This window comes from Streptomyces sp. WAC 04229 (genome assembly GCF_003947455.1).
Taxonomy (GTDB): domain Bacteria; phylum Actinomycetota; class Actinomycetes; order Streptomycetales; family Streptomycetaceae; genus Streptomyces.
Map to the genome: position 1 here is coordinate 1 of NZ_QHJH01000025.1, position 13,564 is coordinate 13,564.

Below are 13,564 nucleotides of genomic sequence, written 5' to 3' on the forward strand. Positions count from 1 at the left end.
CGACAGCACTCCGTGTTTGAGGCTCTTCTCGTCGACGGTCAACGGCATGTCGTCCCCTTCTTTCCACGCGTCAGGGGAAGGTTCCCCCTCTCTCCCCTCCTTCTTTCTCCTCCCTCCTTCCCCCCTCCTCTCCCCTCCTCCCCCCGGCCGCCGTTGCCCGCAACCTCCGCTCCCCCGCCGCCCTCCTGCGCGCCGACGCCGAAGCCGTCGCCTTCCATGGACGCGAGAGCGAACTCGCCGACCTGCACGCCTGGTGCGAGACCGGCTCGCCCGACATCCAGGTGCGCGTGCTGACCGGCGCCGGAGGACAGGGCAAGACGCGCCTCGCCCGCCGGCTCACCGACACCCTCGGCTGGCGCGGCTGGGTCACCGGACACCTGAGCCCGGACCTCACCGACGACCCCGCTCCGGACGCCGCACCGCCCGACTTCACGACCCTGACCACCGCCCTGCCCCTGCTGCTGGTCGTCGACTACGCAGAGACCCGCCCCCGCCTGCTCCGCCGCTTCATCACCCACCTGCACCGCTCCCGTCACCGGGTGCGCGTGCTGCTCCTCGCACGCTCCGACGGGCAATGGCGCACCGGCTCCCTCCAGGCCATCGCTGACGTCCGGGACCTTCTCGAAGAGGCCCCGGTCATCCCGCTTGCCCCGCTCATCCCCACCAGCCAGGCCGCGCAGGACCGGCGCCATGCCTTCCACCGCGCCGCCCATGACCTCGCCCTGCTGCTGCCTCTGCTTCCGGCTCTGCCCGCGCACGAGTGGACTGCCCTGGCCGCCGCGCTGCGGCCCCCCGCAGACCTGCACGAGCCCCGCTACGACAACGTCCTCACCCTGCAGATGGCCGCCTTGGTCGGCCTGTTGCAGCACGGCCCGCGACCCGTCGACGCGGCCCCTGGCAGACCACCGGAGCGCACCCTCCTCCAGCATGAGGACCGTTTCTGGGAAGCCAGCGCCGATTCACCCGCCTACAGGCTGGGCCTGTCCGCCCCCACCCTGGCCGCTGCCGTGGCGGTGGCCGCCCTGTGCGGCGCCGGCACGAGAGAAGAGGCTGTACGCGTCATCGCGACCCTGCCCAGCCTGCCCGCCCACCAGACGGCAACCACCGCCGCGTGGCTCGCCTCTCTGTACCCGGCCGACGGCGACCGCTACTGGGGCTCCCTCCAACCCGACCGCATCGCCGAATACCACGCCTCCCGCACCCTCACCGACGGGAACGTTGCGCTGCCCGCCCTGCTCAGCGCGGCGGCGCCCGGACAACAGGCCCAGCTCATCACCGTCCTGGCGCGAGCCGCCATCGCCCACTACAACACCGGCCGCACGACGGCCAGCGAACAAGTCCTCACCATCTTGGACACAGCCCTGGACGCCGCCCCCATGAGCTACCAAGGCGTCCAGAGCGCAGCAGACGCCCTCCCCTACCCATCACGCGTCATCGCCCCCCTCGCCCTTCACCTCACCACTGCCCTCGCCCACACACACAAGCAACTCGCCGCGGGCAACCCGGTTGCCTACGAACCCGGCCTCGCCGGCTCCCTGTCCAACCTCGGCATCCGGCTCGCAGAGACGGGGTACCGCAGCGAAGCCCTGACCGCCGCCGAGGAAGCGGCGGAAATCTGGCGCCGGCTGGCGCAGGACACCCCGGCCGCCTACGAACCCGACCTCGCCGGCTCCCTGTCCAACCTCGGCATCCGGCTCGCAGAGACGGGGTACCGCAGCGAAGCCCTGACCACCACCGACGAAGCGGTGATGATTTACCGTCGGCTAGCGCAGGACAACCCGGCCGCCTACGAACCCAACCTCGCCACCTCGCTATCTAACCTCGGCATCCAGCTCGCAGAGACGGGGCGCCGCAGCGAAGCCCTGACCGCCGAGCAGGAGGCGGTGGAGATCCGACGCCGGCTGGCGCAGGACAACCCGGCCACCTACGAACCCAACCTCGCCGGCTCCCTGTCCAACCTCGGCATTCGGCTGGCAGAGACGGGGCGCCGCAGCGAAGCCCTGACCGCCGCCGAGGAAGCGGCGGAGATCCGACGCCGGCTGGCGCAGGACAACCCGGCCACCTACGAACCCAACCTCGCCGACTCCCTGTCCAACCTCGGCATCCATCTGGGAGAGGCGGGGCGCCGCAGCGAAGCCCTGACCGCCGCCGAGGAAGCGGCGGAAATCTGGCGCCGGCTGGCGCAGGACAACCCGGCCGCCTACGACCCCAACCTCGCCATGTCCCTGTCCAACCTCGGGCATCCATCTGGGAGAGGCGGGGCGCCGCAGCGAAGCCCTGACCGCCGCCGAGGAAGCGGCGAAAATCTGGCGCCGGCTGGCGCAGGACAACCCGGCCACCTACGAACCCAACCTCGCCACCTCGCTATCTAACCTCGGCAACCGGCTCGCAGAGGCGGGGCGCCGCAGCGAAGCCCTGACCGCCGAGCAGGAGGCGGTGGAGATCCGACGCCGGCTGGCGCAGGACAACCCGGCCACCTACGAACCCAACCTCGCCATGTCCCTGTCCAACCTCGGCATCCATCTGGGAGAGGCGGGGCGCCGCAGCGAGGCCCTGACCGCCGAGCAGGAGGCGGTGGAGATCCGACGCCGGCTGGCGCAGGACAACCCGGCCACCTACGAACCCAACCTCGCCGGCTCCCTGTCCAACCTCGGCATCCATCTGGGAGAGGCGGGGCGCCGCAGCGAAGCCCTGACCGCCGCCGAGGAAGCGGCGAAAATCTGGCGCCGGCTGGCGCAGGACAACCCGGCCACCTACGAACCCAACCTCGCCACGTCGCTCACTGTTCTCGCGATGCTTCTGGCAGCCAAGAGTGGTTTGCACGAGGCGCTGCGCGCAACGGAGGAGGCTGTGGAGCTGTACCGCAGACACGTTGCTAGGGCGCCGCCCATGCTCCCCCGACTCCACGCTGTGACGCGGCTACAGGCGGATCTGCTTGAAAGGCTGGGGCTTCAGGAAGAGTCAGAGACAGTCCGTCGCTGGCTCAGGGAGAACCCCCTCCCGCCTGATTCGCATGCTTGACCATCTGGACATCTAAGCTCGTTCTACTGGTGATGGCATCGGCTTCTCCCTCGATCCGGTGGCAGTGCGGCCCGCCCCGGGCGCGTCGGCACTGGCCCTTGGTAGCAAAAGCGAGACCTCCCGGTTTTTAAGGCACGGGGTTGTCGAGCAGGAGCAGGATCAGTCGGTCGCCTCTGTGCTGATCGGGACATGTACACGTAGTGGCAGAACTCGTCGCCACTCCCCCGTTGGTTGCTGGCCCGGTTGCGGCGTTGCCACGTACCGGGCCAGGCCATTGGTCAACCTTCGTCCCAAGTCACTCAGCTGGTGCCGGTGCGTGCTGGGCGAGTTCGCCGAGCAGCTCGGCCAGGCGCTGGGGATCACGAGTGGCCGCCTTGCTGCCCAGGAAACGCAGGAGCGCGAAGAAGTTGTCATCGCTCTCCATCTCCTTGTCCAGGAGCATGGCGAGGGTCCCCGGCTCGTCGTAGGGGACTTTTCGTACGACGCCGTCGGTGCCGCTGCTGCTCGTCCGAGGGGGTGCGGGTTTGTCGGCCCGCGGCTCCGGCACCCCCTGTGCCGGCGTAAGGTCGGCCTCTGGCTGGAGGATCGTCTGCGCGCCCTCGGCCGCGGCATCCCTTATTACGTCGTAATGGCTGTTGGCCTTGTCCACTCCCCCACGTCGTTCGGTGTCCCCGGTATCTGCAGCCCTCTCGCTGCGACGGCGCTTGCGCTCGGCTTCCTTCTTCGCGCGCTGTTCCTTCAGTGCTTGCAGAGCAGTCTCTTGTTCCTCGGCCGGCTTGTTCCCTACTGCGCGCAGCAGGTCGATCGGCTCGTGGCTGATCCGGGCCTGGAGTTCGGGAGTGAGGTGGAGCAGGGCGAGGCGCTGGGATACCCATCCCTGGGAGCGGTGGAGGCGTTTGGCCAGAGCGGTCTGGCTGCCGTGAATGGCGAGGAGCCGTTGCAGGGCACGGGCTTCGTCCAGTTCTTCGAGGTCCTGGCGGTGGATGTTGGCGACGAGGGCGGATTCGAGGATTTCTTCGGAAGTGCTGCCTTCGTCGTCGCTGACCATGACCTTGATGGTGGCGAGACCGGCTTCGCGGGCTGCGGCGAGGCGGCTGCTGCCATCGATCACGACGTGGGTGGTGTCGCGTTCGAGGTCGCCTTCCCGCTCGGGGTTGGCTTTGACGTAGGCGTCACGGTTCATGACCGTGATCGCTTGCTTCTGGCCGTGGGTCTTGAGGCTGCCGGACAGGTCGGTGAGGTCGCCGAGGCTGGAGCGGGGGTTGTCGGGGTTGAGGCTGATGTGGTCCGGTGGGAGTTCCGTGGGCGGGGCGACGCCGTCGGTGGGTACGCCGGTAGCGGCGGCGACGGCCTGTCGGCGGGCGCTGACCGCTCGTGCTCCCCCACCGAATCGGCCTGCGCCCAGCTGGTCGGCCTTGCTCATGCGATCTCCCTGGCCAGTGCGCGCATGCCGATGGCTTGCTGGGACTTCGGCGCGTAGGACAGCAGTGGCTGTTTCATGCGGACTGCTTCCTTCTGTTCCTTGAGGTCTCCGATGAGTCCAACGACTCGGGGGTCCTTTATGTCGACCCATCCCTGAAGTGAGGACGTGGCGATGTAGCCGCGGCGAGAGTCATAGAGGTTGACGACGATGCCGAGGTAGTCGACGTCGATCTGGAGGTCTCCGCGAAGGTCATCGATCTGGGTGGTGAGGAGGTCGTAGGCGTCTGCGGAGCTGTCCTCGGCCTGAACAACGATGAGGGCTCCGGACTGGCCAGGTCGTTCTCCGTCTCTGCGGCGGCCGTAGTAGGAGGCGGCGTCCATGCTGAGGCCGAGGCTGGGCGGGCAGTCGACGAGGATGACGTCGTAGTCGGCTTCGAGGGGGGCGAGTGCTCGTTCAAGGGCGGCTTCCCTGGCGCGTACTGCGGATAGGCGTACGTCAAGGAGGAAGGCGTCGTTGCAGGCCGGCAGGAGGTGGAGTCGGCCGTTGAAGTGCTCGTCGTCGACCGAGACAACGAGGTCGCGGAGGTCGCCCTTCGAGTCGCCAGCCATGTGGTTGGTGAGGCTGTCACCGTTCATAGGTAGCGGGCTGGCACCGAGCTGGTTGGTCAGGTGGCACTGGGGGTCGAAGTCCACGAGCAGGACACGGAGCCCAAGACCGGGCAGGTTCTCGATCTCAAGTGGTTCGCTGGATTGCTGGTCCTCGAGCGGAGCTTCGCTGGCGCTGAGTGCCTTGGCGAGTGCTTTAGCGATCCGCACAGAGTGCAGGGCGTTGGGGTCTTCGGCGAGAGCCTCACCGAGACCGGCTGTGATCGCAGTCTTACCCACGCCGCCCTTCTGGTTGCAGACGACGATCCGTCGGGTGACCTCGGGGCGTTCGACGTCGGGTGCCGGGTTGGTGTCGAGCCACAGCTGAATGGACTGGGCGACTCCCTGGATCAGGGAGACTCGACGGTCCGCGACAACCTGGCGGAACTCCTCCCATTGGCCTGGGGGGAGGAAGGTGGAGAAGGAGTCGGCTCCTGCGGTGTCAACCGTCGCTGGGGCCGAGGCCAGATTGCACCAGGCTCTGATGCCTTGTTCGACCGCTGTCTGGATCTCGATGCCGTGCTGTGCTGCTCTGATCTTGAGGTTCTGCCGGAGCCATCCCGGCAGCTTGGAGACGACCTTCTCGCGGTCGTTCGCGGTAGCTGGTGAACTCATGGAGGTCACCTTACTAACGCTGATGATCGTTAGCGTCTTCGACACGTTAGAAACCCTAGCCTGCAGCGGAGATCGCCTCAGCTGCCTATTACGTCGTAATGGCTCATGCCTGCGAGGCGGGGGAGGGGGCTCCCTATTACGTCGTAATAGCCAAGCCTGTAGCCGCACTCCGCGACCCGCTGGCGTCTCACTCTTGCCATGGGGCTCCACGTTCTAGCGGCAGTGCTGACGCTGGCGATCCCTCACACGAGATGCCCGACTCACAGCGTCGCGGGCAGGACAGGCAGCGGCGAGGCCAGACTTGCGAAGACCGCCGGAGCAGCCGCCCACTGTTCGAGCTGGTCGAACGACTTGGAAGCAGTTGTTTCTAACGATCAGTCAGCGGCACGTGCCGGGATTCGCCGCACGGGTCCGAAACGCAGAGAAGGCCCGGCACTCCCCCGCAGATCGTCTGGGGGGAAGTGCCGGGCCTTCGGTTGTCAGACTGCCCAGGTCGGGTTCGCCCGTGTCGGGGTTGGGGGTGCTGGCGCCCGGCCGCCGCACGGCGGCGACTGGGACGGCGTCGGGCTCGGTGCTGGGTGCTGGGTGCCCAAACCATGCGCCAGGTGTCGTCCCACTCGCGTTCGTCGGTGGGGTCATCGAGGCCGGTGACGTGCAGGCCGCCGTGAGCGATGAAGCCGTTCTCCACCGCGTCCTCGCCCGCATCCAGAGCTGTTCGGCAGGGTGCATGGTGCCGTCGTCGCCCTCGCTGGTCTCGATCTCGTACAGGGCCGGGGCGGTCACGCGCTCACCCTCGCGACGGCGACGTCCAGGAGCGCCACGACGTCGGCCTCGTACGGGTCGACGAACAACTGGTGGTCGCTGACGTCGAACGACGCGTACCGCACGGAGACGCGGTGGCCGGGCACGAGGATAGTCTCGCGTCCGTCCAGCGCGGCGGTGATCCGGTCGTGGTCCTGCTGAGCGTGCTGGGTCTGGGTGTACGGACCGACGCGCAGCAGGGTGTAGCCATCGCGGCTGCCGTCGCGTTTGCGGGCCTCGATGTAGAGGGCGTAGTGCGCGGGGTCCATGCCGATGTCGTCGGGCAGGGGCAGGCCGGCGGCGGCGTGGGTGAGCATCGCGTAGCCGGGCTGCCAGAAGCCGAGGATCGCGCCCGTCTGGCAGCGCAGCCAGCCGCGTTCGGTGTAGCCGAGTTGACGGCCGTGGAGGTAGCCGCTGGCGTGCGGGGTGTCGGGGTGGACCAGGGCGGCGGCGATCATCTCGGGGCCGTGGTCGTCGCCGGGTCGGGTGTGCGCGCGTTCCACGAACGGGCCGACGCGCACGGCGACGTCCCGGGCGCTGCCGGGCGTCCAGGGCTCGGGGTTGCGCAGGGCGGTGAGCGTCGCGCGGAATTGGTCGAGAACGGCCTGGTCCTCGGGTGTGAGGGCGCCGGTGCCGTGGCCGCAGCGGCGGAAGCGACGGATCATCGGGCGGTCTCCTGCTCGGTGTTGGCGGTGCGGGGGCAGGCGGGCGTCTTGAGGACGCGCGGCTGACGGACGTGCAGGTGCTCGACTACGACCTCGCGGCCGCGGTCGCGGAGTTCTCGGGCAAGGAGTTCGGTAAGGCCGCTGGCCCTGTGTCTGCCGCCCGCACAACCGATGGCAATGCGGCTGGGACCGGCAGGCAGGTCGGCGTAGTCGGCGAGGTTGGCGAGTAGCTCGCGGGCGCCGGGGGGTTGCGAGGACGACGTCTTGGACGCGGGGGCTGAGGCCGTCGAGATCGAGGATGTCGCGGGCTGCAGCGGGGTCGCGGAGCCGGTCGCGGACGTCTTCGATCCGGTCGGCGGCGGGCGGGACGGGGCAGCCGTCCGGACTTGTGGGCAGGTGCAGGTAGCCGAACGAGATCAGACGGATCGGGCGCAAGGGAGTCTCCTGCTCGATGGTGAGGGGCGGGACACACAGAGCGCCGCGCCCGGCCGGGAAGGGCGGGTGCGGCGCTCTGGGGTGCTACGGGGTGGTGGTGTCGGTGACCACGAGGAACTGGTCGGTGCGCAGGTCCATCACGACCTGGGCGTTGGTGCCCTGGGCGCGTTGGGCGGCTGCGTATTCGTCTGCGGGCCAGGAGCCGCGGGGGCCGCCGGCGGGGAAGCGCTCCAGGACGGTGCGCGAGGACTGGTTGGGCATCAGGGTGCCTCCTGGTCGGTGAAGGAGAGCTGGAGGGCGGGGTGTGCTGTGCGGGGCGCGGACGGCCGGGGCGGCGTCGGCGGCTCGGTGCGCTCGAGGTCGGCGTCGGTGAGGAAGCCGAGTTGTCCGGCAGCGGCCGTGCGAGCAGCGAGGGTGATCGAGCGGGTGATCCGGTGGTGCCCGTGGTCGATGCGCAGGTGACACAGCTGGCAGGCGGCGAGCAGGTTCTCGTGTCGCACGTCTTCGGGGGTGTGGTTGAGGTGGGCGGTGGTGAGGCCGACCACGGAGCCGGTATCGGGGTGGATCTCCTCATGGATGGCCGGGCAGCGGCCGCCCGGGTGCGCCAGGCCGCACTGGCCCGTGCACTCGCAGCGGCCGCCTGCCCGCCCGAACCGGATGCGCGCGCTGATCTCGTTCCAGTCGCGCGGGTACCGGTGCAGGTTCTCGGGACGGATGGGCACGGCGGCTCCGCTACTCGCCGCCGGCGGCCTGGCGGTGCTCGAAGTCTTCGAGCAGTTCACCCAGGTCGTTCGGCTCGGGTGCGGTGCCGACCCATATGCCGCCCTCGGTGAACACCTCCACGTCGGTGGTGTCGGCGTCGAACCAACAGACGTACGGCCCGTACCTCTCGATGACCGCCGTGGCGACGGTGGCCGGGTCGGTCATCAGCGGCGCGGTCTCCAGCACGGTGAGCGCGGTGACGACCAGCCACATCGGGTCGTCCGGCGTACGGGGGAGCCGGAGGTGGCCGGTGACGCGGAGCTTGTCACCGGGAACCAGGTCGTGGATGACCGCGTGCGCCAGCTCCGCGTCGGCGACGCTGCACGGCAGGATCATCTCGTCCGTGCGCTCGTCCGTCGGGGAGACGGTGAGGCGGAACCGGGCCGTGCTGCCGTGCAGGTCACCGGGCACGATCTCTTCGTCCAGGAAGCCGTCCAGGGCTATGGCGTCGTCGGCCATGGGTCAGCCGGCCTTCCGGACCGGCGCCTGATGGGCGGCGTCGTACGCCTCCAGGACCGCCTTGCGGACCATGCCCGCCTCGGCGACCTGGTGGCCGTTGGCGCGCGCCCACGTCCTGACTGCGGCGAGCTCCTCCCGAGTGCGACCGCTGCCCAGGCCCGAGCGGATCGGGGTGGGCGCGGTGGCGGCCGCCGTGGTGGTGCGGGTGCCGGCCTTCACCGTGCGCAGTTCCTCCTGCGCCTTCTCCAGTTCGGCGCGGGCCTTGGCGACCTTCGCTTCGGCCTCGCGCTGCGCGGCCTCGCTGTCGCGGCGGTCGGTCAGCTCGGAGAGGTCTGCGGTGATACGGGCGGCGCGGCTGCGGACCGAGGCGGCCGGGTGCGCGGCCGCCCAGTCGAGCAGTTCCTGGATCTCGTTGGAGACGGCGAGCGGCACGACCGGGACGTCGATGGCCGGGGCGTCGGCGGCCGGACGGGGCAGTCCGAGGACCTGGTTGGCGATGAGGTCGCTGAGTTCGGTCTCGCTCAGGCCGGTGGCCTCGCGGATGGCCTGCTCGGTGTCGCCGTTGTTGTGCATGGAGATCGCCATGGCCTCGTGCGCGGACAGGGCCGGGGCGGCGGGGGTGTACGTCATGGTGGGTGCGTCTCCGGGTTTCCGGGATGAGGGGGAGCAGGGCGGTGAGGGTGTCGGTGTCGGTGGGCAGCCCGAGGACGTCCAGGAGCAGCGCCATGTCGTCCTTGTCGCGGGAGCTGCGGGCGGTGACCCGGGCTGCGGCGGCGAGCTGCTGCGCCGGGTTCGGATCCAGGGGCAGCGCTTCGGCCTCGAGGGCTTCGGTCCAGTCGGTGAACATCACGCGGCCTTGCCGCTGGCGACCAGCTCCAGCACGCGCCGGTTGGACGCGGCCTGTGCGGGGGTGATCGGTTCCTTCCAGCGGTTGTACGGCGCGGGCCGGGTGGGGATGGACTCCAGCTCGAGGCGGGCGAGGGCCTGTTCGCGGGCGGTCGGCGGCACGGCACGCGGCGCGCGCTGCCGCTCACGGCGGCGGCGGTCCTGTTCGGCGACCACGCCAACCCAGTCGTCCCCGAGCCGCGCCACGAGCTGCTTGCGCAGCTGCTTGCGGTCGCGGGCGGTGGTCGCCGCCCACACCCCCTTCTTCGTCAGGTCGGCGTTGGCGAGCGCCCACTTCAGGCAGCCCGTAACGATCGGGCAGCCGGAGCAGGCGTGCTTGGCCTGGATGAACGCCTTCTCCCGGGCCCGGGGGTCTTCGTCGGTGTTGTGGATGTCCTCGATGGCGAACAGGCCGGGTTCCGTGCGGCAGCTCAGGGCCTGGTCGGTGTGAGGGAAGGGGATCCGGTCGTCGGCGAGGACGATGTCCGGCAACTTGGCGATGCCGGTGCGGTTGCCGCTCATGAGGTGCCCTCCGAAGCGAGGTCGGGGAGTTGGAGGAGCACCTGGTCCACGAGGTCCTGCGTCGGGCGCCACGGCCCGAGCTGGCCGTTCAGCCACGGGATAGGAAGCGCGAGCTCCTGGACTTCGGAGAGGACCAGGTGGAATGCGTCGGGCTGCGCCCAGCGGGAGCGCGGGGGGGAGCCGGCGGCGTCCTGGTGGCAGTCGGTGAGGCGGGCTACGCCGATGACGGCCCGGGTGTGCAGGGCGCGGCCGCGGATCGCAGTGGCGACCAGCGGATCGCGCATCGGGGCCCGCTCGGTGGCCTGCCCGGCGTGCAGCAGCAGCCAGCCGCGCCAGGACCAGAGGGCCGGCCTGTTCTCCACGTCCTTCCCGGCGAGGATGCAGGTCGTCCAGGGCTGGCGGATCGTGATGCCCCGGATCCAGGTGCCCGGGTCGACGGTGGTGGTCTCGCTCATGCCGCCCGCCCCAGCGTGTGGGTGCCCGGCCGTCCGGCGCGGCGCCCGTTGATGGAGGGCACCGTGGCGTGCTGCGGTCCGGCGAGGACCGCGCGGCCGGTGTGCTTGCCCGCGTACATCGCGGCGTCGGCGGCCCGCTGGAGTACGGACAGGTCCGTCGTGCCGAGGACGTCGGGGGAAGCGGCGCCGACCGACGCGGCAACGTGGACCAGGGCGCCGCCGTCGATCTCCACGGGCTGCGCGAGCAACTGCACGAGCTGGGCGAGACGGAGTTCGCGGCGGGCCGGTGCGATCCGGACCGTGACGGCGAACTCGTCCCCTCCGAGTCGGCCGACCACGCCGCGGCTTCCCGCCCAGGCGGTGAGGCGCTGCGCGGTGGCGGCCAGGACGCGGTCGCCGGCGGCGTGGCCGCCGCGGCCGTCGTTGATCTCCTTGAAGTGGTCCAGGTCCACGAAGACCACCAGGGAGCTGTCGCCGTACCGGTCGATGATCTGGCGGGCCCGGGTGGTGTAGCCGTCGCGTCCGAGCAGTCCGGTGAGCGGGTCACGGCGGTCGGAGAGCTCGCGGCGGGCGACGGCGAGCTTGCGGTGGAGGCTGACGGCGTGGACGGTCCAGCCAGTCAGTGGCACGGCGAGTGTGGTGATGAACAGGGCGCGTTGCCCGATCGGGGCCTGTACGCGCGCGGTGGAGGCCATACTGGTTGCTCCCTCTCGTCATGTACGGGATGGGTGGCCCGGGGCGGCCGACTGGTTTTGCGGCCTTTGGCGGCCGTCCCGGGGCGGACCTACAGCTCGAAGGGCTGGGGGCTGAGCCAGCTGTAGGGGTCGTGCCAGGGGCCGGCCTGCGCGGCGTGCCAGTCGAGCGCCCAGTCGGGCCGAAGCCCCCGCGCTCCCCAGCCCCCGGCCTGCTTGCCGGGAACCTCGTGTCCGGCCTGTTGCGCGGCGAGCGCCGCGTCGTACACGTCGTGGGCGATGCGCAGGGCCTCGCTCTTGGACGACGCTTCGCCGGTGAAGACGTGTACGCCTTTCAGCTGGCGGTTGGTGGTGTGGTGTATCGGGACGTCAACCTCGAAGTACCGAAGCGGCATGACGGCCCATCTCCCTCCATTTGCTGGTTGTGACCCGGCGCTCAGTGGCCGGGCGGCGTGTGGGCGGCGGTGATGCGGGCGGTGTCCGCGAGGAGCACGGTCAGCTCGTGGCCGTGGCCGACGGCGTCCTCTAGGCGCTCGATGAGCTCCGGGGGCAGGCCGCGGTTGCGGGCGCCGGTCAGGACGCCCTTCAGGTAGAGGACGTCGGCCAGGACGCGGCCGCGGACGTCCAGGACGCAGGGCTGCACGGTGAGGACGTCGGTGTTCTTGGCGGTCGCCAGGGCCGCGTGGTCGGCGGCCTGGGTGTACGCGGTCTCGGTCTGCTCGGTGAGCAGCGCGTCGACCTGTGTGGTGTCGCCGTAGGCGTGGCGCCAGCCGAAGCGGGCGGCGGCGGCTTCCATGAGGGAGCGGCGGGCGAGGGGCACGGTGACCTCCGGGGAGGGCCGGTCGTCCGGTCTCGGCTGACCGGACGGACACCGCACGGCCCCGCCGGCGCCCGCTCGGGGGCGGTGCGGCGGGGCCGTACGGAGAGCGTCCGGTCAGCGCTGGGGGCGGCGCAGGATCGTGAACTGGGTGCCGGTGCCCGTGCTGTAGGTACGGCGGTTAGCGATCACAGGCCCTCGCGGGTCCCCCGGGACCAGCGGGTGTAGTCGATCGCGCTGGACACGTAACTCGTGTTCATCGTGCTTCCGGCGTTGTCGATGCGGTCTCGCAGCTCTTCCAGGTGCCAGTCCGCCCACGCGAGCCGGTCAAGAAGCCATCGCGCGTCTTCCGGCGTGAGCCGATCCGGGCGGGCTTGAAGCTCGGCAATCCGGGCTCGCTGTTCGGAGACGTAGTTGTCACCCTCCGGCGTCATCGCGACTGCGTCGGCGGTGTGTCGGATGCTCTCGGGCTTGGGTTCGGTCATGCGGATTCTCCTTGGGGGTGAAGGCCGCGGGCAGCCCATAGCACGCGCAGCCCGGCGTTGTCGGTGATCAGGGCAGCGGCTTCGTGCAGGGGGCAGGAGGCGTCGCCGTCGCGGTCGGGCTCGATCTGCTCGGCACGGCGCGCGGCGGTGGTGAGCAGCTGCGCCAGGGCCGCGAGGAAGCCGCCGGGCGGGTCGGTGTCTTCGATGAGCTCGCGCAGGATCGCGGCGAGCTCCTCCTGGTCGACGTCGTCGGCGCTGAGGTCGTCTTCGATCTGCTGGAGTGCCAGCGATGCGATCCCGGCCGCGGCGCGGACGCGTTCGAGGCGCGTACGGCGCTGGCCGGTCACCGGGTGGTGGCCTTGGCCGTGGCGATGAGCGCGGCGACGGTCTCCCAGCCGTGGTGCCAGGAGTTGTCGAGGTGGAAGGCGCCGTTCATGCCGAAGTCGGCCAGCGTGTAGAAGTTGGTGTTGCCGGTCTTGTCGGCGAGCTTCTCCAGGACGCCGTGGCCGGGCACGCGGCGGTCCGCGATGTAGTGCGTGCCGAAGGACAGGGCGAGCGCGGCCGCGGCCGCGCCGGAGTGGACCCGGATGCCCAGCGCGCGGGCCCCGAGTCCGACGGCAACCGCCTGGGTGGCGGTGTAGGTGAGGCAGTGGTGCAGGCACGCCTTGCGGCCGTCGGCGGTGCCGTGGGTGGTCTTCTCCTTGGTGGCCGGGTTCTCGTAGGTCACCGGGGCGTCGTCGGAGGCGCCCTTCACGCGGGCGCAGAAGTCGTTCTGTACCCAGAAGTCGCCGACCGCGCTGGCGGCGCGGGTCAGTCCGAGGAGGGCGGCGAAGACGGCGGGACGATGCATGCTGGAGGTCTCCTGATCTCGAAGAGGGTGAGG

18 protein-coding genes are annotated in these 13,564 nt (G+C 70.3%); 2 read left to right on the forward strand and 16 right to left on the reverse strand.

The features are described 5' to 3' along the window. Positions 1-287 precede the first annotated feature (287 nt). Positions 288-2,372: a tetratricopeptide repeat protein gene (locus DMH12_RS10030; RefSeq protein WP_125491220.1), complete on the forward strand. Its 2,085-nt coding sequence runs from the start codon at positions 288-290 to the stop codon at positions 2,370-2,372. A 64-nt stretch (positions 2,373-2,436) separates the two neighbouring features. Further along, positions 2,437-3,021, forward strand: a complete 585-nt coding sequence (locus DMH12_RS10035) for a tetratricopeptide repeat protein (protein ID WP_125491221.1) — start codon at positions 2,437-2,439, stop codon at positions 3,019-3,021. Between the two features lie 295 nt (positions 3,022-3,316). Here DMH12_RS10035 and DMH12_RS10040 read toward each other — a convergent pair whose 3' ends face one another. The 16 genes from DMH12_RS10040 to DMH12_RS10110 form a co-directional block, all read right to left on the reverse strand. Then, positions 3,317-4,444, reverse strand: coding sequence for a ParB/RepB/Spo0J family partition protein (locus tag DMH12_RS10040; RefSeq protein ID WP_125491222.1), 1,128 nt, complete (start codon positions 4,442-4,444; stop codon positions 3,317-3,319). Continuing rightward, entirely contained in the window at positions 4,441-5,703 is a 1,263-nt protein-coding gene (locus DMH12_RS10045) for a ParA family protein (protein ID WP_125491273.1), read from the reverse strand. The genes DMH12_RS10040 and DMH12_RS10045 overlap by 4 nt, the downstream gene beginning before the upstream one ends. A gap of 779 nt (positions 5,704-6,482) precedes the next feature. Next, entirely contained in the window at positions 6,483-7,169 is a 687-nt protein-coding gene (locus DMH12_RS10050) for a hypothetical protein (protein ID WP_125491223.1), read from the reverse strand. Further along, complete coding sequence (locus DMH12_RS40450; RefSeq protein WP_399186998.1) at positions 7,166-7,483, reverse strand: hypothetical protein; 318 nt, start codon at positions 7,481-7,483, stop codon at positions 7,166-7,168. Before DMH12_RS40450 ends, DMH12_RS10050 begins: the two co-directional genes overlap by 4 nt. A 205-nt stretch (positions 7,484-7,688) precedes the next feature. Beyond that, complete coding sequence (locus tag DMH12_RS39000; protein WP_185832232.1) at positions 7,689-7,865, reverse strand: hypothetical protein; 177 nt, start codon at positions 7,863-7,865, stop codon at positions 7,689-7,691. Beyond that, a complete protein-coding gene (locus DMH12_RS10060) occupies positions 7,865-8,326 on the reverse strand; it encodes a hypothetical protein (protein WP_125491224.1) in 462 nt (153 codons plus the stop codon). The genes DMH12_RS39000 and DMH12_RS10060 overlap by 1 nt, the downstream gene beginning before the upstream one ends. A 10-nt stretch (positions 8,327-8,336) precedes the next feature. Continuing rightward, positions 8,337-8,825 (reverse strand): hypothetical protein, encoded by a 489-nt coding sequence (locus tag DMH12_RS10065; protein ID WP_125491225.1) that lies wholly within the window; start codon positions 8,823-8,825, stop codon positions 8,337-8,339. Between the two features lie 3 nt (positions 8,826-8,828). Continuing rightward, positions 8,829-9,455: an Lsr2 family protein gene (locus DMH12_RS10070; RefSeq protein ID WP_260474161.1), complete on the reverse strand. Its 627-nt coding sequence runs from the start codon at positions 9,453-9,455 to the stop codon at positions 8,829-8,831. Positions 9,456-9,671: 216 nt separating this feature from the next. Then, positions 9,672-10,232, reverse strand: coding sequence for a WhiB family transcriptional regulator (locus tag DMH12_RS10075; RefSeq protein ID WP_125491226.1), 561 nt, complete (start codon positions 10,230-10,232; stop codon positions 9,672-9,674). Next, positions 10,229-10,687, reverse strand: a complete 459-nt coding sequence (locus tag DMH12_RS10080; RefSeq protein ID WP_125491227.1) for a hypothetical protein — start codon at positions 10,685-10,687, stop codon at positions 10,229-10,231. Before DMH12_RS10080 ends, DMH12_RS10075 begins: the two co-directional genes overlap by 4 nt. Continuing rightward, positions 10,684-11,382 (reverse strand): GGDEF domain-containing protein, encoded by a 699-nt coding sequence (locus tag DMH12_RS10085; protein WP_125491228.1) that lies wholly within the window; start codon positions 11,380-11,382, stop codon positions 10,684-10,686. Before DMH12_RS10085 ends, DMH12_RS10080 begins: the two co-directional genes overlap by 4 nt. An 89-nt stretch (positions 11,383-11,471) precedes the next feature. After that, entirely contained in the window at positions 11,472-11,774 is a 303-nt protein-coding gene (locus DMH12_RS10090) for a hypothetical protein (protein WP_125491229.1), read from the reverse strand. Positions 11,775-11,815: 41 nt separating this feature from the next. Further along, positions 11,816-12,199, reverse strand: a complete 384-nt coding sequence (locus tag DMH12_RS10095; protein ID WP_125491230.1) for a hypothetical protein — start codon at positions 12,197-12,199, stop codon at positions 11,816-11,818. 185 nt (positions 12,200-12,384) lie between these two features. Next, positions 12,385-12,681 (reverse strand): hypothetical protein, encoded by a 297-nt coding sequence (locus DMH12_RS10100; RefSeq protein WP_125491231.1) that lies wholly within the window; start codon positions 12,679-12,681, stop codon positions 12,385-12,387. Further along, complete coding sequence (locus tag DMH12_RS10105; RefSeq protein WP_185832233.1) at positions 12,678-13,028, reverse strand: hypothetical protein; 351 nt, start codon at positions 13,026-13,028, stop codon at positions 12,678-12,680. The genes DMH12_RS10100 and DMH12_RS10105 overlap by 4 nt, the downstream gene beginning before the upstream one ends. Further along, entirely contained in the window at positions 13,025-13,531 is a 507-nt protein-coding gene (locus DMH12_RS10110; RefSeq protein ID WP_125491232.1) for a hypothetical protein, read from the reverse strand. The genes DMH12_RS10105 and DMH12_RS10110 overlap by 4 nt, the downstream gene beginning before the upstream one ends. Positions 13,532-13,564: the final 33 nt, after the last annotated feature.